Annotated in this window: 17 protein-coding genes; 3 read left to right on the top strand and 14 right to left on the bottom strand. The window is 66.4% G+C overall.

Translation table 11 applies throughout. The features are described 5' to 3' along the window. Positions 1 to 167: 167 nt before the first annotated feature. The 14 genes from hemE to rpmH all read right to left on the bottom strand — a co-directional run bounded on the left by hemE (position 168) and on the right by rpmH (position 15,437). Positions 168 to 1,244, bottom strand: coding sequence for a uroporphyrinogen decarboxylase (gene hemE, locus C8261_RS02195; RefSeq protein ID WP_107492035.1), 1,077 nt, complete (start codon positions 1,242 to 1,244; stop codon positions 168 to 170). A 101-nt stretch (positions 1,245 to 1,345) separates the two neighbouring features. Continuing rightward, on the bottom strand, positions 1,346 to 2,803 hold the full coding sequence (locus C8261_RS02190; RefSeq protein ID WP_107492034.1) for a TrkH family potassium uptake protein: 1,458 nt from the start codon (positions 2,801 to 2,803) through the stop codon (positions 1,346 to 1,348). 15 nt (positions 2,804 to 2,818) lie between these two features. Further along, positions 2,819 to 4,222 (bottom strand): Trk system potassium transporter TrkA, encoded by a 1,404-nt coding sequence (trkA, locus tag C8261_RS02185; RefSeq protein ID WP_107492033.1) that lies wholly within the window; start codon positions 4,220 to 4,222, stop codon positions 2,819 to 2,821. An 89-nt stretch (positions 4,223 to 4,311) separates the two neighbouring features. Continuing rightward, a complete protein-coding gene (locus C8261_RS02180) occupies positions 4,312 to 5,559 on the bottom strand; it encodes a sigma-54-dependent transcriptional regulator (protein ID WP_107492032.1) in 1,248 nt (415 codons plus the stop codon). 24 nt (positions 5,560 to 5,583) lie between these two features. Beyond that, positions 5,584 to 7,692, bottom strand: coding sequence for a sensor histidine kinase (locus tag C8261_RS02175; RefSeq protein WP_107492031.1), 2,109 nt, complete (start codon positions 7,690 to 7,692; stop codon positions 5,584 to 5,586). Further along, positions 7,689 to 8,297: a DUF4390 domain-containing protein gene (locus C8261_RS02170; protein WP_107492030.1), complete on the bottom strand. Its 609-nt coding sequence runs from the start codon at positions 8,295 to 8,297 to the stop codon at positions 7,689 to 7,691. The genes C8261_RS02175 and C8261_RS02170 overlap by 4 nt, the downstream gene beginning before the upstream one ends. Then, entirely contained in the window at positions 8,257 to 9,507 is a 1,251-nt protein-coding gene (gene rsmB / locus C8261_RS02165) for a 16S rRNA (cytosine(967)-C(5))-methyltransferase RsmB (protein WP_235864821.1), read from the bottom strand. The genes C8261_RS02170 and rsmB overlap by 41 nt, the downstream gene beginning before the upstream one ends. A gap of 130 nt (positions 9,508 to 9,637) precedes the next feature. Continuing rightward, positions 9,638 to 10,522 carry a polyamine aminopropyltransferase gene (gene speE / locus C8261_RS02160; RefSeq protein ID WP_107492028.1) on the bottom strand — a complete coding sequence of 295 codons (885 nt, stop codon included), beginning with the start codon at positions 10,520 to 10,522 and terminating at the stop codon, positions 9,638 to 9,640. A gap of 2 nt (positions 10,523 to 10,524) precedes the next feature. Then, complete coding sequence (gene speD, locus C8261_RS02155; RefSeq protein ID WP_107492027.1) at positions 10,525 to 10,911, bottom strand: adenosylmethionine decarboxylase; 387 nt, start codon at positions 10,909 to 10,911, stop codon at positions 10,525 to 10,527. 114 nt (positions 10,912 to 11,025) lie between these two features. Then, complete coding sequence (locus tag C8261_RS02150; RefSeq protein WP_107492026.1) at positions 11,026 to 11,790, bottom strand: sulfite exporter TauE/SafE family protein; 765 nt, start codon at positions 11,788 to 11,790, stop codon at positions 11,026 to 11,028. Positions 11,791 to 11,848: 58 nt separating this feature from the next. After that, positions 11,849 to 13,201, bottom strand: coding sequence for a tRNA uridine-5-carboxymethylaminomethyl(34) synthesis GTPase MnmE (gene mnmE, locus C8261_RS02145; RefSeq protein ID WP_107492025.1), 1,353 nt, complete (start codon positions 13,199 to 13,201; stop codon positions 11,849 to 11,851). Beyond that, complete coding sequence (yidC, locus tag C8261_RS02140; RefSeq protein WP_107492024.1) at positions 13,173 to 14,831, bottom strand: membrane protein insertase YidC; 1,659 nt, start codon at positions 14,829 to 14,831, stop codon at positions 13,173 to 13,175. The genes mnmE and yidC overlap by 29 nt, the downstream gene beginning before the upstream one ends. A gap of 110 nt (positions 14,832 to 14,941) precedes the next feature. Beyond that, on the bottom strand, positions 14,942 to 15,301 hold the full coding sequence (gene rnpA, locus C8261_RS02135; RefSeq protein ID WP_107492023.1) for a ribonuclease P protein component: 360 nt from the start codon (positions 15,299 to 15,301) through the stop codon (positions 14,942 to 14,944). Position 15,302: 1 nt separating this feature from the next. After that, on the bottom strand, positions 15,303 to 15,437 hold the full coding sequence (gene rpmH / locus C8261_RS02130) for a 50S ribosomal protein L34 (protein WP_002926183.1): 135 nt from the start codon (positions 15,435 to 15,437) through the stop codon (positions 15,303 to 15,305). A gap of 295 nt (positions 15,438 to 15,732) precedes the next feature. Here rpmH and dnaA point away from each other — a divergent pair, with 295 nt between their 5' ends. The 3 genes from dnaA to gyrB all read left to right on the top strand — a co-directional run bounded on the left by dnaA (position 15,733) and on the right by gyrB (position 21,034). Beyond that, a complete protein-coding gene (gene dnaA, locus C8261_RS02125; protein ID WP_219905114.1) occupies positions 15,733 to 17,160 on the top strand; it encodes a chromosomal replication initiator protein DnaA in 1,428 nt (475 codons plus the stop codon). Between the two features lie 34 nt (positions 17,161 to 17,194). Next, positions 17,195 to 18,304, top strand: a complete 1,110-nt coding sequence (gene dnaN / locus C8261_RS02120) for a DNA polymerase III subunit beta (RefSeq protein ID WP_107492022.1) — start codon at positions 17,195 to 17,197, stop codon at positions 18,302 to 18,304. Between the two features lie 237 nt (positions 18,305 to 18,541). Beyond that, positions 18,542 to 21,034: a DNA topoisomerase (ATP-hydrolyzing) subunit B gene (gene gyrB, locus C8261_RS02115; protein ID WP_107492343.1), complete on the top strand. Its 2,493-nt coding sequence runs from the start codon at positions 18,542 to 18,544 to the stop codon at positions 21,032 to 21,034. The last annotated feature ends 149 nt before the right edge of the window (positions 21,035 to 21,183 follow it).

Genomic DNA, 21,183 nt, shown 5'->3' with positions numbered 1-21,183 from the left:
CAATGACCTATGTTTTTATCCGCATAAACAGCGGGTTTCCGGCGTGAAAACACGGCAGAACCCTTTGTTGTGTATAAGTCAAGCCTGAATCTGAATTTTTGTGCTTGACAGGGCGCGGAAATCTTCGTGCAAAAATGACTCCGCGCCCTGCTGCAGCGCACCACTCCTCAGCCCTGCGCGCGCAGGACCCGGCTGTGGCTGTGTACGGTGTCGACGAGCACGGAAACGTTCTCCGGCGGGGTGAACTGCGAGATGCCGTGACCGAGGTTGAAAACGTGGCCGGGGTGGGGGCCGAAGGCATCGAGTACCCGGCGGGCTTCGGTGGCAACCACCTCAGGCGGCGCGAACAGCACCGAGGGGTCGATATTGCCCTGCAGGGCAACGCGGTCGCCGACCAGCTCACGGGCGCGGCCGATGTCCAGCGTCCAGTCGAGGCCGACGGCGTCGGAACCGATGTCGGCAATCTGTTCGATCCACACCCCACCGCCCTTGGTGAACACGATGCTGGGCACGCGCTCGCCGTCACGCTCACGCACCAGGCCGTCGACAACGCGCTTCAGGTAGGCCAGGGAGAACTCGCGGTAGGCGTTCTCGGCGAGCACCCCGCCCCAGGAGTCGAACACCATCACGGCCTGCGCGCCGGCTTCGATCTGCGCGTTGAGATAGGCCACCACGGCATCCGCGGTCACCGCGAGGATGTGGTGCAGCAGATCGGGACGGCTGTAGGCCATGGTCTTGATGCGGCGGTAGTCGGTGGGCGCGCCGGAGCCGCCTTCGACCATGTAGCAGGCCAGCGTCCACGGGCTGCCGGAGAAGCCGATCAGCGGCACCGAGCCGTCGAGCGCACGGCGGATTTCCGCCACCGCGTCGATGACGTAGCGCAGCTCGACGCCGGGATCGGGTGCGGCGAGGTTGCGGATCTCCCATTCCTCGCGCAGCGGGCGCTCGAAACGGGGGCCCTCGCCTTCGGCGAAGTACAGACCCAGCCCCATCGCATCGGGCACGGTGAGGATGTCGGAGAACAGGATGGCGGCGTCGAGATCGTAGCGAGCGAGCGGCTGCAGGGTGACCTCGCAGGCCATCGCCGGGCTCTTGCACAGCTGCAGGAAGCTGCCGGCGCGCTTGCGCGTCTCGCAGTACTCCGGAAGGTAGCGGCCGGCCTGGCGCATCAGCCAGACGGGGGTGTATTCGGTGGGCTGGCGCAGCAGGGCGCGGAGGAAGGTATCGTTCTTGAGACGGCTCACGGTGTGACGTTCCTGGTTTCGTCCGGGCGTTCCGGCCGCACCCGCATCGAAGGGCTGCGCCGGGGCAAGGGGGAATTATCCCGCGTTTTGCGCCTGCCCGCCTAACGGCGCCAGAACATAGGCGTCAGCACGACGAGGAAGGTGAAGATCTCCAGGCGTCCGAGAATCATCGTGAACGCCAGCACCCAGCTCTGGAAGACGTCCATCCCGGCGTAGTTGTCCGCCGGCCCCACCGCGCCGAGCCCGGGGCCGGTGTTGTTGATGCACGCCACCACCGCCGAGAAGGCGGTGACGATGTCCAGCCCGGAGGCCGACAGCACCAGGGTGAGGGTGACGATGGAAACCATGTACATGAAGGAGAAGCCGAGCACCGCGTGGAGGATGCCCTCGGACACCGGCTGGCTGCCCAGGCGCACCGGACGCACGGCGTTGGGGTGCAGGGAGCGCACGATCTCGCGGAAGAACTGCTTGTAGAGGATCATCGCGCGCATCATCTTGATGCCACCGCCGGTGGACCCCGAACAGGCGATGAAGCTGCCGAGGAAGAGGATCCACAGCTGCGCGAACATCGGCCACAGGGTGTAATCGTAGGTCGCCAGCCCCAGCGAGGTGGCAATCGAGACGACGTGGAAGGAGACGTAGCGCAGCGTGCTGCCCAGATCGCTGTGGGCGTGGAACTGGCTGAGGTAGATGGTCAGGCCAAGCACGCTGAGCAGCAGCACGCCGAGGAAGAAGGGGATCTCCGGATCATTGAAGTAGGGCATCAGGCTGCGCCGCACCAGCGCCAGGTAATGGGTGGCGTAGTTGAGGCCGGCGAGCAGGGCGAAGACGATGACGACGATTTCGATCTCGATGCTGTGGAAGTGGCCGAGCGAGGCATCCTTGCTCGAGAAACCGCCCAAGCCGGCGACCGTGAAGGCATGGATGAGCGCATCCCAGGGCTCCATCCCCACCCACCACAGGCTGAGGCCGCAGGCCACGGTGAGGAGGATGTAGCTCACCCACAGGCCCTTGGCGGTTTCGGTAATGCGCGGGGTGAGACTGCTCTCCTTCATCGGCGTCGGCACTTCGGCCTTGAACATCTGCCGTCCGCCGATGCCGAGCAGCGGCAGGATCGCCACCACCAGCACGATCACCCCCATGCCGCCGATCCAGTGCATGAAGGTGCGCCACAGGTTGATCGAGACGGGCAGGTCGTCGAGCCCGCTGAGCACGGTGGCGCCAGTGGCGGTGAGGCCGGAGACGGCCTCGAAATAGGCGTGGGTGAAGCTCAGTCCGGGGAGGTAGGCGAGCAGCGGCAGGGCGCCGAACACCGGCAGCACCACCCAGGCGGCGACCACCAGCAGGAAGCCGTCATGCACGCGCAGGTCGCGGCGCGGCTGGCGGGTGAACATCCACAGCAGCGCGCCGCAGGCAAAGGTCACCATCAGCGCCTGGTCATAGGCCAGGGTAGCGCCGTCGCCCAGCCACGCCGATACCGCGAGCGGAAAGCCCATCAGCAGGCCGAAGATCATGATGATCAGGCCGAGGGCGTTGAGGGCCGGATGATAGGCGCGCATTCGCTGGGCAGCGGCTCAGAGGAAGGTGAAGCCGACCTGGAAGAGCTTTTCCACCTTCCGCACCAGATTCTTGTGGGTACAGAAGACGATGACGTGGTCGCCAGGCTCGATCACCGTGTCGTGGTGGGGAATGATCACCATGCGGCGCAGCACCTTGCCGTCGATGCGGCGCTCGTCGCGCACGATGGCGCTGATGGTGGCGCCCTTGGGCAGCTGCACCTCCTCGATCTGGCGCCCCACCACCTTGGAGTCCTTGGGGTTGCCGTGGGCGATGATCTCCAGCGCCTCGGCGGCGCCGCGGCGCAGGCTATGCACCGCCACCACGTCGCCACGGCGGACGTGGGCGAGCAGCGAGCCGATGGAGGTATGCGCCGGCGAAATGGCGATGTCGATCGGCCCGCCCTGCACCAGGTCGACGTAGCTCTTGCGGTTGATCAGCGCCAGGGTGCGGCGCGCGCCCATGCGCTTGGCCAGCGACGCGGCCATGATGTTGTCTTCCTCGTCGTTGGTCAGCGCCACGAAGAGGTCGGTCTCGTCGATGCCCTCGTTCTCCAGCAGCTTCTCGTCGGTGGCATCGCCGCGCAGCACGAGGGCCTTGCCAAGCTGGGTGGCGAGCTGCTCGGCGCGCGTCTGGCTGACCTCGAGGATCTTGACGTGGTAGTCGGCCTCGATGGAGCGCGCGAGGCGGAAGCCGATGTTGCCGCCGCCGGCGATCATGATCCGCCGCATCGGCTTGTCGGTACGGCGCAGTTCGCGCATCACCTGGCGGATGTGCACGGTGGCGGCAAGGCAGAAGACCTCGTCGCCGGGCACGATGACGGTGTCGCCCTCCGGGATGATGGGCTCGCCGTTACGGTAGATGGCGGCGATGCGCACCTCGACGTTGGGCAGGTGAAAGCGCAGGGTCTTCAGCGGATGGCCGACCAGCGGTCCGCCCTCAAAGGCCTTGACGCCGATCAGGCTGACCACCCCGTCGGCGAATTCGAGCACCTGCAGGGCCTCGGGGAAGGCGATCAGGCGCTTGATGTAGTCGGTGACGATCTGCTCCGGACAGATGGAGAAGTCCACCGCGAAGTTGTTGGCGTCGAGCAGTTCGGGATAGTCGACGAAGTCGGTCGAGCGCAGGCGGGCAATGCGCGTGGGCAGGTTGAAGATGGCCTTGGCGACACGGCAGGCGCACAGGTTGGTCTGGTCGGACTGGGTGACGGCGATGAGCAGGTCGGCGTCGTCGGCGCCGGCATCGCGCAGCACCGAGGGTGAGGCGGCATTGCCGCACACCGTGCGCACCTCGAGGCGGTCGCGCAGCACCGCGAGCTGCTCGGCACTGGTGTCGACCAGGGTGATGTCGTTGGCTTCGGAGACGAGGTTTTCCGCCACCGAGGCGCCGACCTGGCCGGCGCCGAGGATGATGATCTTCACCGCATACGCCCGTGCGCTTCACAAGCGGGCGATTCTACGCCTGCGGAAGTGATTGTTGAAATACTTTGTTGCAACGCAGCAACAGGGGTTTACCCGTCCTCGCTCTTGCGCCCGGCCTGCAGGCCGAGCTGCTTGAGCTTGCGGTACAGGTGGGTGCGTTCGAGGCCGGTCTTTTCCGCCAGGCGGGTCATGTTGCCGCCTTCCAGGCGCAGGTGATGCTCGAAATAGAGACGCTCGAAAGCCTCGCGCGCCTCGCGCAGGGGCTGATCGAGAGGCAGGCCGTAGGCTGCGGCATCCGCCGGCGGGGCGATCATGCGGCGTACGTCGGTGAGGGCGATTTCCTCTTCCAGGGTGCCAAGCGCGATCGACTTCACCGCCGCGCGCAGCTCTGCGTATCCACCCGGCCAGCTCTGCGTGCGCAGGGCGTTGAGCGCCGCGGTGGAGAAGTGATGGCGCGGCACCTCGCCCGCTTCGACGAGGTGAAGGAGGATCTGCGCGGCGAGCTCGGGTACCTCGTCGCGCAGTTCGCCCAACGAAGGCGGCGCCAGGCTGACCTCGAACAGGCGGCTGAGCAGGCTGTCGTCCCAACCCAGGCGCTGCAGGCCCTCCTGGCTGTGGTCGGTGGCCAGCACCATGCGCAGGTCGTAGCGCTCCAGGCGCTCCAGGGTGAAAGCAAGATTCTTCTGCTGCGGGCGGCTGAGGCGGGCCAGTTCGGCGACGAACACCACCCCGCCGCCGGCGCCCTGCAGCTGCGCGATGTCGATCGGTGCATGCAGTGCGGCAAGATCGAGCCACGGCGCATTGGCGGCCTGCACGCTGCGCGCGGCGAGCTCGGCGATGCTGCCCGCACCGACCTTGAGCAGCAGCACGCGGGAGCTGTCGCCAATCTGTTCGATGCGGCGGCGCAGTTCACGCAGCGGCACCGAGCGCGTGAACGCCGCCAGGCTGAGCGCCGCCGGCGCGCCGGGAGTGGCCGGACGCTGCAGGCCGCGCTTCACCGCGGCGAGCAGCTTCTGCAGCGCGATGGGCTTTTCCAGGTAGTCGATGGCGCCGATGCGGGTGGCCTCGACGGCGGTATCGATGGTGCCATGGCCGGACATCATCACCACCGGCATGGTGAGCTGGCCGTTGGCCGACCACTCCTTGAGCAGGGTGATGCCGTCGGTGTCGGGCATCCAGATGTCGAGCAGCACCAGATCGGGACGCGCGCTGTTGCGTGCACTGCGGGCCTCGGCAGCATTGGCGGCGAGCTCCACGTCATGGCCCTCGTCGCTGAGGATCTCCGAGAGCAGCTCGCGGATGCCCATCTCGTCATCAACAATCAATACCTTTGCCATGTTTCTCCGGGTCCAGCGTCAACTTCAGTCGGCGACGCGCAGGCGGATGCGGATCTCCGCCCCGCCGCCGTCGCAATTGGTCAGCCGCACGTCGCCACCGTGCTCATCGACGATCTTCTTGACCATCGCCAGCCCCAGCCCGGTGCCACGCGACTTGGTGGTGAAATAGGGCTCGAAGGCATGGGCGAGGATCTCCGCGGGAAAGCCCGGGCCGTTGTCGCGCACCGTCAGCCTGACGCGGTCGCCGCGGCAGCGCGTGGCGATGTGAAGCTCGCCACCTGGCCGTCCGGCCAGCGCATCCTCGGCATTCTGCAGCAGATTGTGAATGATCTGGCGCAACTGCGCCGGGTCTCCGCGAACCACCGCACGGGCGCTGTCAAAATCCGTATGGATGGCGAGCGGGGTGCTCTCGTAGAGCCCCAGCACCTCGACGATGAGGGCCTGCAGATCGACCGCGGTGAATTGCGGCGCCGGCAGGCGGGCATAGTCGCGGAAGGCGTTGACGAGGTTCTTCATTGCCTCGACCTGATTGACGATGGTACGCGTGGCACGCTCCAGCATCGCCTGCCCCTCGTCGTCGAGGCGGTCGTGCAGCTTCAGCGCCAGGCGCTCGGCGGAGAGCTGGATGGGGGTCAGCGGGTTCTTGATCTCGTGGGCGAGGCGGCGCGCCACCTCGGCCCACGCGGCAGTGCGCTGCGCGGCAATGAGGCTGCTGATGTCGTCGAACACCACTACCGAGCCGCCGCCGGAGTTTTCCGGCAGGCGCGCACCGTGGATCAGCAGCACCTGCGGCGGGGCGTCGTCGTGCTGCAGCTCGAGCTCGCAGTGCCAGTCCTCCTCGTGCTCGGCAAAGCCCTTCAGCAGCGCGTCGCGCAGGGGGGCGAGGCGCGGCCAGTCGGTCAGCGGAATGTCCTCGAAGCCGCCCAGTTCGTCGGCAAGAATGGTTATCGCGCCACGGTTGGCCGCGCGCAGCGTGCCATCGGCGGCGAAGGCCAGCACACCGGCGGAGAGGTTGGCGAGCACGCCTTCGAGGTAGGCACGCGCGGATTCCACCGCGGCGCGGTTGCGCTCCGCCGCCGCACGGGCGTCGTCGAGCTGGCGGGTCATGCGGTTGAAGGACTGGGTGAGGACGCCGAGCTCGTCGCGCGCCGGCAACGCCTGGCGCGGCGAGTAGTCGCCCTGGGCGACGGCCTGGGTGCCTTCGGCAAGGATCAGCAACGGCGCCACCAGGCGGCGGGCAAGGACAAAGGCGAAGGCGACGGCGCCGAGCAGGGCGAGGAGCAGGGCAAGGGTCAGGGTAAGGGTGTAGATGCGCGTCAGGCCGGCGCGCCCGAGGGAGAGCTGCTGGTAGTCGCGGTAGGCCTCCTGCACCGCATCGGCATGGCGGGCGAAGGACTCCGGCACCGGCTGGCCGAGGACCAGGTAGGGTGGTTCGGCAACCAGCGACCGGGTGGTCAGCGGCACCGCGACGCGGATCATCAACGAACCGTCGGCGAGCGCGTCGACCTGGGTGAAGCGGCGCGACTGGCGGGCCTGGCGCAGTTGCGCGGGGGTGGGCAGATCGGGGAACAGACCGGCACTGCCGTCGGATGCGGTGGCCAGCACCTGCTGACCGTTGGCGGCGACCACGGTGACCGTGGCCACCCCGGCCTGCTCGCGCAGGCGGTTCAGGCGGGTCGGCGACAGCGCACTCTGGTCATCGAGTTCGAGGGCCATGTCCGCGGCCTTGTCGCCGACCTGGCCGACGAGATAGTCGAGCGCACTCTGACCGAGGGCAATGCCGCCTTCCAGCGCGGCATCGACGCGCACGTCGAACCACGACTCGATGCTGCGCACGACGAACTGCAGCGACACCGCATACACCACCACCCCGGGCAGCAGGGCCATCAGCGCGAACATCAGCATCAGGCGGTACTTCAGCCGCGAGCCGAACTGGCGGCCGCGGTACTCGCGCCAGAGGCGGCGCAGCTGCACCGCCACCACCCCGGCAAGGGTCACCGCCACCGCGCCGTTGAGGGCGATCAGGTAGGGATAGGCGCCGGCCAGCAGGTCGGTGTTGGCACTCGCCGAAGCCAGCAGGAACAGCGAGATGCCGGCCAGTGCTGCGGTCACCAGCAGGATGATGCGCTTCATTCGCCCTCCGCCTCCCCGCCATGGAAGGTCCATTCGGACCACTCCGTGCTCAGCTGCCAGTCACGGCTGCCGATCGCGGTAACCTGGAAGGGGCGCGGCAGCTGCGCGGTGTCGAGGCGGAAGCGCAGCGCGGCCTTGTAGGTCTGCCCGGCAACGAGCTGCTCATGATCGGCCACCGACCAGTTGCGCACGCGCTGCATGGTGCGCAGGGCGCCTTCCATGGAATCGAAGCTCTGGTGGAAGGCGCCGATCGAGAGACGGTAGCTGCGCGTGATGGCGTGGTAGCTGAGGCGGTAGTTGAGGCGGCGCTCGACCACCACCTCGTCGAACCAGTACCAACGCGGACGGTGGACGACGAACTCGGTGACGAAGTGCAGGGCCACGCCGCGATTGACGGCTTCGGCAAGGCGGCTGTTGAGCTCGAAATCGAATTCGGCGTTGAGCACATAGCCATCCTCGCCCGCCACCACTTCCGCATGGCGCACGCCGGCGCCATCCTCGGCCAGGGCAATAGCCGGCACCCAGCAGCACAGCAGCAGGACGAGCAGCGCGCGCAGGATGCGCTCAGGGACGCTTGCGCAGCAGGGCGTAGTAGAAGCCGTCATGGTCGGCGGTGGGCAGCAGCTGTTGCTCGGGACGGCCTTCGATCAGCAGGCGCTCGGCGTCGTCGTGGCGGCGGCAGAAGGCGGCGATCTGTGCGCGGTTTTCCTCGTCGAACACCGAACAGGTGACATAGAGCATTGTGCCACCGCGCGCCAGGGTCTGCCAAAGCGCATCGATGATCTCGGCCTGCAGGGCTGCGAAGCGGGCGAGGTCGGGGGCGCGGCGCAGCCACTTGATGTCCGGGTTGCGGCGCGCCACACCGGAGGCCGAACAGGGCACGTCGGCGAGAATGCGCTGGAAGGGGCGGCCGTCCCACCAGCGTGCCGGCTGACGGGCGTCATCGATCACCACCCGGCCGGTGACGCCCAGGCGGGTGAAGTTCTCGTCGATGCGCCGCGCGCGGCGCGGGTCGAGCTCCAGCGCGGTCAGTTCGACATCGGCCAGTTCCAGCACATGGGCGGCCTTGCCGCCGGGCGCGGCGCAGGCGTCGAGCACACGATCACCGGCCTGCGCACCCAGCCAGCGCGCGGCGTGCTGGGCACCGGCGTCCTGTACCGAGACCACGCCTTCGGCAAAGCCAGGTACCCGCGCCACCGCCAGCGGACGGTCGAGCAGAACACCGTCCTCGCCGACGACGCGGGCAGCGATACCCGCCGCGGCAAACTCCGCCACCACGGCCGCCGGCGTGCTGCGCCGGCGGTTGACCCGCAGGCACATCGGCGGGTGGCTGTTGCCGGCGGCCACAGCCGCCTCCCACTGCGCCGGCCAGGCCTTGCGCAGGCGCTCCACCCACCAGCGCGGATGGCGGTGCAGCGCCTCTTCGTCCTGACGTCGCCATGCGTCCACTTCGTCGGCACGACGAACGACGTTGCGCAGCACGGCATTGACCACGCCACGCAGGCCCGGGGCGGTCGCGCCGACCGCCTGAACGGCCTGGTCGACCACGGTATGGACCTGGTCGGGGCGGGTCTCCATGCGCTGCACGGCGACCAGCAGCAAGGCGTGGTAAGGCGCCGCGAGCGGCTTGTCGAGCAGGCGCTTGAGTACGGCATCGCCGCGGCCGTAGTCGCGCAGGGTGCCCCAACTGAGGTCGCGCACCGCACCGCGGGTGGCGTCACTCCATTCGGGGTTGGCGCCAAGCAGCGCCTCCCAGTGTTCGTTCAGGTTGCCGCCGGCGAGTACTGCATCGACCAGCACGGCGGCCTGCTGCAGGGCATAGGCCAGGCTGTCGGAGGGCGGCGGCGGCGGGGGTGGACGATGCGCGGTGTGCGCGCGCGGGGCACGGGATCTGCTGGCGGTCACGGATACACGAAGGCTGGCGGGCGCGGCCGCCGGCTGGGGATCAGCCGAGCAGCTCGCGCAGATGGTTGGGCAGTGCGAACTGCGCACTGTGCACTGCGCCATTGTAGTGCCGAAGCCGGCTCAGACGGCGTTCGGCAATGCGCGCATCGATCTCCCCGGGGCTCAGCTCCTGCGGGGCGAGGGTGTCCGATGCGCAGGCCATGCCCCACAGGCTGCCGTACAGCGGAATGTAGAGGAAGTACGGTGACACGCGCGCATACACCCGGCGCAACCCGTCAACCAGGCCACGCACGCGTGCGGGCTGGAAGATCGGCGCACCGATGTGCAAGGTCAAGGCGCCGCCGGGATTCAGCAGGGCCTTGCACTGGCGGAGGAATGCCTCGCCGTAGAGTTCCTCGGCTGGACCAATGGGATCAGTGAGATCGAGGACGATGAGGTCGAAACGCTGGCCGCAGGCCGGCGCCACTTCGCGCACGTAGCGCAGGCCGTCCTCGATGCGCAGCTCCAGGCGGGGGTCGTCGAGGGCGCCGTGGTGAACCGCCTGGAGATGCTCGCGGGCAATATCGACCACCTTGCCATCGAGCTCGACCAGCACCACCTTCTCCATCGACGGGTGCTTGAAGAGCTCTTCGGCAGAACCGCCATCGCCACCGCCAATGACCAGTGCGCTGCGGGGTTCAGGATGGGTGAGCGCGCCGACGTGGATGAGGTTCTCGTGGTAGAAGAACTCGTCGCGCTCCGAGGTCATGAAGTAGCCGTCGAGTCGGAAGAGCTTGCCGAACTGCGGCGTCTCCCACACCTCGTAGCGCTGGAAGGCCGTCTGGCCCTCTTCCAGCAGGCGCCCCCGACGATAGAAGAAACCCGCGTCGTCGTTGAGCCACTCGCTGAGTAGCTCTTCATCCGGCACCACCCTGCCCTCCTCCATGCTCAGGCCTCGGCAGGAATCTTGCCGCGCAGCACTTCGTGACAGGCCGAGTCGCGCGGTTTGAGAGTATCGAGCACGCGCTGGAAGACCTGCCGCGCGCGGTCGCTGTTGTCGCGGGAGAAGTTGCAGACGTAGACGTCGAGGGTGACGTCGCCGCTTTCCGGCCAGGTGTGGATGGCGAGATGGGACTCGGCCAGGACCACGGTGCCGGTGACGCCGGCCTTCTGGCCGTCGTCGTGCATGAACTGGTAGAAGTAGGCGCCAAGGGGCGTCAGCCCGGCGTCACGGCACTCATCCACACAAAGCCGTTCGAGTACTGCACGGTCCTCAAGGACTGCCGGTGTGCACTGGCAGTCGTAGAGGTCCGCAATCAGATGAAGTCCGTTCATGGTGCGCTTCGATCCAACTACAGAAAGCTGGCGATTTTAGCACGTAAGGAAATCGCAATATTGGCGCGAATACAGTTTCTACCAATCACGCCGTATGCTGTTTCACGTGAAACCTCAGAGAAGGTCCCAGGCAAGCTTGGCTATCAGCACACACACCACCCCGAGAAACATGCGCCGCACAAAGGCGCTGCCGTGGCGCAGTGCCATACGGGAGCCAAGGACCGCGCCGCTGAGATTGCACACTGCCATCAGCGCCGCCAGCTTCCAGAGGATCTCGACATTGAGCGCAAAGTAACCGATGGCTGCAAAGTTGGTCGCCACATTGACGATCTTCGCGGTCACCGAGGCGCGCAGGAAATCCATGCCCAGCGTACGCACGAACAGGAAGATCAGGAAACTCCCGGTTCCAGGCCCGAAGAAACCATCGTAGAAGCCGATTACCAGCCCGATGCCGGCGGCGATTGCGACTGTGCGTCCGCGGCGGTTGTCCTCGCTGGATCCGGTACCAAGATCCTTGCGGATAAAGGTGTACGTGGCGACGAAGATCAACAGGATGAGAATCAGCGGCCGCAGGACTTCGGGGGACAGGTAGGCCACCGCCTTGGCCCCATACCAGGAGCCAAGCAGTGCCGCCGCCGCGCCCGGAAGTGCCGCCGCCCATGGTATGCGTACCCTGCGGGCGTACTGCCAGGCCGCGGAACTGGTGCCAACGATACTGGCCACCTTGTTGGTGCCGAACAGGGTGGCAGGAGTCGTAGTCGGATAGGCGGCGAACAAGGCCGGGATCTGGATCAGACCGCCGCCGCCGACGACTGCGTCGACAAAACCCGCAAAGAAGGCTGCGGGGCCCAGCACCAGGAAGAGCTGATCGATATCCATCTGTTCCACGTGAAACAATCAGCCCACTGGCGTGCAGGCAACAACGAACGGCAAGACCTTACTTGCCGATGCAGAAGCGCGAAAAAATCACCCCGAGCAGGTCATCGGCACTGAACTCTCCGGTAATGCTGCCCAGCGCGTCCTGTGCCGCGCGCAACTCCTCCGCGAGCAACTCGAGCGCGTCGCCGCACTCCCCTGCACGCACGATCGCTGCAGCAGTGTCGCGCAAGGCCTCGAGATGGCGTTCACGGGCAAGCACTACGTCCTCGCCGTGCGCATGCCAGCCGGCGACCCGCAACAGTTCGGCGCGCAACAGATCGATGCCGGCACCCTCCCGTGCAGACAGGTGTACATGCACGGTGCCATCACGGAGCTCGCGCCGCGCTGCCTCCCCACGCAGGTCGATCTTGTTGTGGACGACGATGCGCTCAACCCCGCCAGGCAGGCGTGCGTCAATGCCCTCTTCCGCGCCCGTTTCGCCGCAGCGATCCACCAGGCGCAGGATGACGTCGGCGCGTTCGATCTCGCGCCAGGTGCGGGCGATACCGATGCGCTCGACCTCGTCGGCGGTATCACGCAGGCCGGCGGTGTCAATGATGTGCAAGGGGATGCCTTCGATCTGTACCGTTTCGCGCAAGGCATCGCGTGTCGTGCCGGCCACCGCCGTGACGATGGCGCGCTCCTCACCGGCAAGCTGGTTAAGCAGACTGGACTTGCCGACATTGGGCTGGCCGACCAGTACCACGTTCACCCCGCTGCGCAACAGCGCGCCCTGGGCAGCACGGTCGAGCAGGTCATCAACACGCGCGCGCAAGCCATCGAGACGCTCGAAGGCATGTGCTGCATGCAGGAAATCGAGCTCTTCCTCAGGGAAATCGAGCGTCGCCTCAACGAGCATGCGCAGATCGATCAAGCCGTCGCGGATGCCCTCGACCTCGCGCGAGAATACGCCGGACAGCGAGCGCAGCGCCGAGCGTGCCGCCGCAGCAGTAGACGCCTCGATGAGATCGGCAACCCCCTCGGCCTGCGCAAGATCGAGCTTGCCGTTGAGGAAGGCGCGCTTGGTGAACTCACCCGGCTCCGCCAGCCGTGCGCCCAGCTCCAGGCAGCGTGCGAGCAGCATCTGCATGACCACCGGACCGCCATGCCCTTGGAGCTCGATGACGTCCTCACCGGTGAAGGAATACGGCGCGGGGAAAAACAGCAACAGGCCCTCGTCGAGGGCCTGTTGCCGGGCATCCATGAAGCGGGCGAAACGGGCAATGCGGGGCTGCGGGACGAAACCGCACAGCTCCCGGGCAAAGGCTTCCAGCCCCCGCCCCGACACCCTTACCACGCCGATGCCACCACGCCCGGGCGCGGTGGCGATCGCCGCGATGGTGTCAGACGGGCTTTCCGGCCTTCTTGGCACCCTCGATCATCCGCGTGATCTGCCATTGCTGGGCAATGGAGAGCAGGTTGTTGACCACCCAGTACAGCACCAGGCCGGACGGGAACCACAGGAACATGATGGTGAAGATGAACGGCAGCGCCATCATGATCTTCGCCTGCATGGGATCGGGCGGCGCCGGGTTGAGCTTCATCTGCACCAGCATCGACAGGCCCATGATGACCGGCAGGATGAAGTAGGGATCCTTCGTCGACAGATCCTGGATCCAGCCCAGCCACGGTGCGTGACGCATCTCCACGCTGCCGAGCAGCACCCAGTAAAGCGCGATGAACACCGGGATCTGGATCAGGATGGGGAGGCAGCCGCCGAGCGGGTTGATCTTCTCGGTGCGGTAGAGATTCATCATCTCCTGCTGCATCTTGGCCTTGTCGTTGCCGTAGAGCTCCTTCAGGCGCTGCATGCGCGGGCCCAGCACGCGCATCTTGGCCATCGACTTGTAGCTCGCCGCCGACAGCGGGAAGAACACCAGCTTGATCGCGACGGTCACCAGGATGATCGCCCAGCCCCAGTTGCCGGTCAGGCTGTGGAACCACGACAGCACCCAGAACAGCGGCGCAGCAATGACCGTGAGGAAGCCGTAATCGACCACCAGATCAAGACCTGCTGCGATGTCCTTGAGCTTGTCCTGCTCCTGCGGCCCGGCATACAGGCGCACCGCCACGCTGCCCTCCTGACCGGCTTCGATCTGCGCCACCGGCAGGATCACCCCCGCGGAGAACAGACCGCCACCAACCTGGCGGGCAAAGTTCTCGCGCGCCACGCCCTCGACCGGCAGCCACGCGCCAACGAAGTAATGCTGCACCATCGCCGCCCAGCCATCGCTGGCATTGCGCGCGAACTTGGCCTTGCCGCGCTCGATGTCCTCGAACTGCACCTTCTGGAAGCGCTCCGCATCGGTGTAGAACGCCGGCCCGGTGAAGGTATTGACCCCGAACACCTCGACCGCCTCGGCGGGCTTGCCGTCGCGGGTGAACTGGAAGTAGGCATCGGCACGCACGGCGCGTTCGCCGCTGTTGCGGATCTCGTAGGCGACGTCCATGACGTAGCTGCCGCGGTGGAAGGTCATCACCTTGGTCACCGCCACGCCGTTCTCTTCCGGCGCCTGCAGCCGCACCACCACGCTGTTCTCACCCTCGGCAAGGACCACCTCGTCGGCGGGCAGCGCGAACATCGTCTTGTGATTGGGCAGGCCCTCGCCGATCAGCCCGGACTGCGCGGCATAGATGTGACGACCGCCGTCATCGAAGAGCACGAAGTTGCGCTCGCGATCCTCGTTGGACTTGTGCGCCGGCAGCTCCATGCGGACGATGTCGCCACCCTGAGCGGAGATCTCCACCACCATGGTATCGGTACGCACCACCATGCGTGGCACCGTCGCTGCAGCCATCGTGGCCTCGCCGCCCGGCGGCGCCACCGCGGTCAGCGAACTGCCCGGCGACGGTGTCGGCACCTCGCCCACCACGCCGCTGTCGGCGCCGGCGGCAACTGCAGGCTGGGGCGCCTGCGGACGGTTGTACTCCAGCCAGTTATCCCACAGCATGACCAGGGCAAAGGCGAAGACCAGAAAGAGAATGAGGCGACGTTGATCCATGGGGACTTCTATTCAGTAAGCGGACGATACGCGGAGCGGGCAATGATAAACCCGCCGCCGCGCCCTTGCAGGGCGACACGATACACTCTCGGCACTCCCCTTGCGCGGACTCATCGCGGCAGCCGCGCCAGCAGGCGGGCGATGTCCTCGTTGAGCGCCGCACGTGTGGCCTCGTCGGCACGCGCATGGAGGCGAACCACCACATCATGCGCCGGCAGGGTTGCACGCGTCTTGCGAAAGTTCTCGCGCACGATGCGCTTGATCAGATTGCGCAGACTGGCCCGGCGTGCCAGCTTCTTGGCAACCACCACCCCGAGCCGGGCCGTGGCCCCCTCGTTGGGTCGGTAGTGGGCGATGAACCAGCGCCCCTTGATGGCCCGCCGAAAAGCAAAAACGGATGAATACTCATCCGTTTTGCGTAGTCTGTAGGCGTCGCGGAAGCAGACATCGACGCCTGAAAGCTCAGTCACCTCAGACGGCGAGGCGATGACGGCCCTTGGCACGACGGGCACGGATCACCGCACGACCGCCACGGGTCTTCATGCGGACCAGGAAGCCGTGGGTGCGCTTGCGACGGACGACGGAAGGTTGGTAGGTGCGTTTCATTTTCAGCTTGCCTGAAGAAAGGTCAAACGCAGGATTTAATTGGATAATCCCATGTTTGTCAAGAACAATTTTTCCCCCCTGCTGTGGATAAGTCGGGCGCTGAAGGGTAGAATCCCCCGATGCGTCCCGCCGGCTCAAGGAGGGGCCGGCAGCGCCCGTCACGCGCCCCGGCCTGCCGGCATGGGCATCCCGATATAACAAGCACTCAGGCCGCCACTGCCCCCTGCGCCACGCGCAATTTCCCGGGGCCGGGCGCGTTTTGACCGCCGTGTCACAAGCTCAGACCACACGTTCCGTGAACCAAGACTTCTGGTCCTTCTGCCTGTCGCGCCTTGAAAACGAACTGCCCCCACAGCAGTTCAACACCTGGATCAAGACGCTCAGCGCGCGGACCGAGGACGAACAGGGCGAAGCCCGCCTGCAGCTCGTCGCCCCCAACAGATTCGTCCTGCAATGGGTGCGCGAGCGCTATCTGCGCCGCATCGAGGAACTCGCCGAAGCCTTCTTCCACGCCCCGGTGGCGGTTGAACTGTCGCTGCCGCCGGCCGCTGCGGCACGCGCGCCGGCCGCGCAGAAGCCCGTCGCCGTGGCAGTTCACGCCAGCACTGAGGCAGGCGCGGCGCACGCCGGCGGCCCCGCTGACATCAGCGTCGCCGAGGTCGAACCCGAAGCCGCCATCCCCAGCGCCGACCTGGCCTACGAGAAGACCCGGCTGAATCCCGACTTCACCTTCGACACCCTGGTCACCGGGCGCGCCAACGACCTCGCCCGCGCCGCCGCCATGCAGGTGGCGCAGAACCCCGGCACCTCCTACAACCCGCTGTTCGTCTACGGCGGCGTCGGCCTCGGCAAGACCCACCTCATCCACGCCATCGGCAACGCGGTATACAAGCACAACCCGCGCGCGGTGATCCGCTACGTGCACGTCGAGGACTACTACGCCGACGTGGTGCGCGCCTACCAGCAGAAGAGCTTCGACGCCTTCAAGCGCTACTACCGTTCGCTCGACCTGCTGCTGATCGACGACATCCAGTTCTTCAACAACAAGAACCGCACCCAGGAAGAGTTCTTCCACGCCTTCAACGCCCTCACCGAGGCGCGCAAGCAGATCGTCATCACCTGCGACACCTACCCGAAGGACATCCAGGGCCTCGAGGACCGCCTCATCTCGCGCTTCGACTGGGGCCTGACCGTGCAGATCGAGCCGCCCGAACTGGAAATGCGCGTCGCCATCCTGAAGAAGAAGGCCGAGGCGCTGCGCGTGGCGGTGGACGACGACGTCGCCTTCCTGATCGCCAAGAACCTGCGCTCCAACGTCCGCGAACTCGAAGGCGCGCTCAACAAGGTGGTCGCCTACGCGCGCTTCCACAACCGCGGCATCTCGCTCGAACTCGCCAAGGAAGCGCTGAAGGACCTCCTCAACGCCCACAACCGCCAGCTCACCATCGAGCACATCCAGAAGACGGTGGCCGACTACTACAAGATCAAGGTCGCCGACATGCACTCCAAGAAACGCACCCGTGTGGTCGCCCGCCCGCGCCAGGTGGCGATGTGGCTGGCCAAGGACCTCACCCCGATGAGCCTGCCGGCGATCGGCGAGGCCTTCGGCGGGCGCGATCACACCACCGTCCTGCACGCCTGCCGCACCATCGCCGACCTGCGCCAGGGCGACCCCCAGCTCAACCACGACGTACACGTGCTCACCCAGGTCCTGCGCGGGTAAGCCCACCGATCAACCTCCACCCAGACCAGACGCCATGCTCCTGCTCAACACCACCCGCGACGCGCTCCTCGCCCCGCTGCAGTCGGTTGCCGGCATCGTCGAGAAGCGCCACACCCTGCCCATCCTCTCCAACGTGCTGATCGAGAAGCAGGGCGATACCCTCACCCTGCTCGCCACCGACATCGAGATCCAGATCCGCACCGCCACCGCCGGCCACCAGGATGGCAGCGATACCGCCATTACCGTCGGCGCGCGCAAGCTGCAGGACATCCTGCGCGCCCTGCCCGACAGCGCCGCGGTGAGCATCAGCCTCGACGACAAGCGTCTCACCGTGAAAGCCGGCAAGAGCCGCTTCGCGCTGCAGACCCTGCCCGCCGCCGACTACCCGCGCATGAACCTGCCCGACGGCGATGTCGTCCGCCTCACCGTCGCCCAGCGCACCTTCAAGCGCCAGCTCGCCCAGGTGGCCTACTCGATGGCCCAGCAGGACATCCGCTACTACCTCAACGGCCTGCTGATCATCGCCGACGGCGGCGAACTGCGCATGGTCGCCACCGACGGCCACCGCCTCGCCTACGCCGCCAGCACGCTCGACAACGCCGTCGCACAACGCACCGAAGCCATCCTGCCGCGCAAGACCGTGCTCGAGCTCTCCCGCCAGCTCGCCGACAACGACGACCCGCTGGAGGTGGTACTGGCCGGCAACCAGGTGGTGTTCCGCTTCGGCGCCGTGGAGCTGATCTCCAAGCTCATCGATGGCAAGTTCCCCGACTACGAGCGCGTCATCCCGCAGAACCACCCCAACATGATCACTTTCGACCGCCTGCCGCTGCTCGCCGCCCTGCAGCGCGCCGCCATCCTCACCACCGACAAGTTCCGTGGTGTGCGCCTGGTGCTCGGCGACGGCAGCCTGAAGCTGATCAGCACCAACGCCGAACAGGAAGAGGCCGTCGAAGAGCTCGAAGTGGACTACCACGGCGCTGCCCTCGACATCGGCTTCAACGTCACCTACCTGCTCGACGTGCTCAACAACCTGTCGTCCGAACACGTCGAATGGCGCTTCAACGACGGCAATTCCAGCGCCCTGATCACCCTGCCCGGCAACGAGCAGTTCAAGTACGTCGTGATGCCGATGCGAATTTAAGGCCTCCGCCGGATGACCGGCGGCACCAGACGCCTCCCCCTTCAAGGGGGGCGTAGCCGGGGTTTCAGCGAGCACTGCTCGCTGCCGGCGGAGCGGCGAGGCGCTGCCGAGACTACCGGTCGGGAGGGGGATGGGTTTCCGCTCAGGCAGCAACCAGCACCCGTCGAAACCCGTCCCCACCCTGGCCCTCCCCTTGAAGGGGAGGGAATCCTGTTCTTTGAATCACCCGAGATGACCATGTCCGAACCGCAGAACACGCCCGCGCCTTCCGGCAACGAATACGACGAATCCAGCATCCAGCAGCTCGAGGGCCTGGAAGCCGTGCGCAAGCGCCCGGGCATGTACATCGGCGACACCTCCGACGGCACCGGCCTGCACCACATGGTGTTCGAGGTCGTCGACAACGCCATCGACGAGGCCCTCGCCGGTCATTGCGACGACATCGTCGTCACCATCCACGCCGACAACTCCATCTCGGTCACCGACAACGGCCGCGGCATCCCGGTCGGCGTCAAGATGGACGACAAGCACGAGCCCAAGCGCTCCGCCGCCGAAATCGTCATGTGCGTGCTGCACGCCGGCGGCAAGTTCAACCAGAACAGCTACAAGGTCTCCGGCGGCCTGCACGGCGTCGGCGTGTCCTGCGTCAATGCGCTCTCCAAGTGGCTGCACCTGACCATCGCGCGCGACGGCAAGAAGCACCTCATCGAATTCGAGCGTGGCGCCGCACAGAACCGCATCATCGAAATCGTCGACGGCGTCGAGGTCAGCCCGGCGCGCGTGGTCGGCGAAACCACCAAGCGCGGCACCAAGGTGCACTTCCTCGCCGACGAGGAAATCTTCGGCACCGTGGAATTCCACTACGAAATCCTCGCCAAGCGGCTGCGCGAACTCTCCTTCCTCAACAACGGCGTCAAGATCCGCCTCCTCGACCAGCGCACCGGCAAGGAAGAAGACTTCGCCTTCGCCGGCGGCGTGCGCGGCTTTGTTGAATTCATCAACCGCACCAAGACCGTGCTGCACCCCACCGTGTTCCACGCCGAAGGCACCACCCGCATCCCCACCGGCGCCGGCCACGACGCCGAGCTCGCGGTGGAAGTCGCCATGCAGTGGAACGACAGCTACCAGGAACAGGTGCTGTGCTTCACCAACAACATCCCGCAGTCCGACGGCGGCACCCACCTCACCGGCCTGCGTGCGGCGATGACCCGCGTCATCAACAAGTACATCGAAGAAAACGAGATCGCCAAGAAGGCCAAGGTCGACATCACCGGCGACGACATGCGCGAAGGCCTCGCCTGCGTGCTCTCGGTGAAGATGCCGGACCCCAAGTTCGCCAGCCAGACCAAGATGAAGCTGGTGTCCTCCGAAGCGCGCCCGGCGGTGGAAGAAGTGGTCGCCGGCAAGCTCACCGACTTCCTGCTCGAAAACCCCATCGACGCCAGGACCATCTGCAACAAGATCGTCGAAGCCGCTCGCGCCCGCGACGCCGCCCGCAAGGCGCGCGAAATGACCCGCCGCAAGGGCCTGCTCGACGGCGTCGGCCTGCCCGGCAAGCTTGCCGACTGCCAGGAAAAAGACCCCGCCCTGTGCGAGATCTACCTCGTCGAGGGTGACTCCGCCGGCGGCTCCGCCAAGCAGGGCCGCGACCGCAAGTTCCAGGCCATCCTGCCGCTCAAGGGCAAGATCCTCAACGTGGAAAAAGCCCGCTTCGACAAGCTGCTGCAAAGCCAGGAGATCGCCACCATGATCACCGCGCTCGGCACCGGCATCGGCAAGGACGACTACAAGCCCGAGAAGCTGCGTTATCACCGCATCATCATCATGACCGACGCCGACGTCGACGGCGCCCACATCCGCACCCTGCTGCTGACCTTCTTCTACCGCCAGATGCCCGAGCTCGTCGAACGCGGCCACATCTACATCGCCCAGCCGCCGCTCTACAAGATCAAGCACGGCAAGAGCGAGCTCTACATCAAGGACGACCACGAGCTCAACAACCACCTCCTCAAGCTCGCCATGGACGGCGCCGCCCTGCTGCCGCGCGAAGGCGCCACGCCGATCGCCGACGAAGCCCTGGGCGGCCTCGCGCGCAGCTACCTGCTCGCCGAAGCGGTCACCCGCCGCCTCTCCAGCCTGATCGACCCCGAAGTGCTGCAGGTCATGCTGGCGCACAACCTCGAAGTGAGCCTCGCCGACCAGGCCGCGGCCGAAGCCTCCGCCGCCCGCATCGCCCAGTACCTGCCCGCCGAGCTCAGCATCCGCGCCGAATTCCACGACGAATCCGACGCCTGGCGCCTCACCATCGAGCGCATGCACCACGGCAACCGCAAGTTCGGCTGGATCGAAGAGGAATTCCTCGTCTCCGGCGACTACCGCAGCATCCGCACCGCCGCGGAAGCCATCGCCGACCTCATCGGTCCCGGCGCCGAGGTCCGCCGCGGCGAAAAGCGCCAGCCGGTCACCCGCTTCGCCGACGCCATCGCCTGGCTGCTCAACGAAGTCGAACGCGGCCTCACCAAGCAGCGCTACAAGGGCCTCGGCGAAATGAACCCCGAGCAGCTCTGGGAAACCACCATGGACCCCATGGTGCGCCGCCTGCTGCGCGTGCAGATCGACGACGCCATCGCCGCCGACGAGATCTTCACCACGCTGATGGGCGACAACGTCGAACCGCGCCGCGCCTTTATCGAAGGGAATGCGCTGTATGCGCAGAACATCGACGTGTGAGCGCCGCCAAGGGAACACCGATCAAATCCGTTCGGGCTGTGGTATAGCAGTGCTTCCCTGAGACACCAGTTTGAGCACCGCGCAGAAGGGCCGGCCGGACTACCGGGTGGCCCTGCTGCTTTTCTGCCCCGCCGCTGCCAGCTGCAGGC

It is taken from the genome of Pseudothauera lacus, assembly GCF_003034845.1.
GTDB lineage: Bacteria > Pseudomonadota > Gammaproteobacteria > Burkholderiales > Rhodocyclaceae > Pseudothauera > Pseudothauera lacus.
Note: the sequence above shows the minus strand (reverse complement) of the source record. Positions and strands in the feature narration are given on the sequence as shown.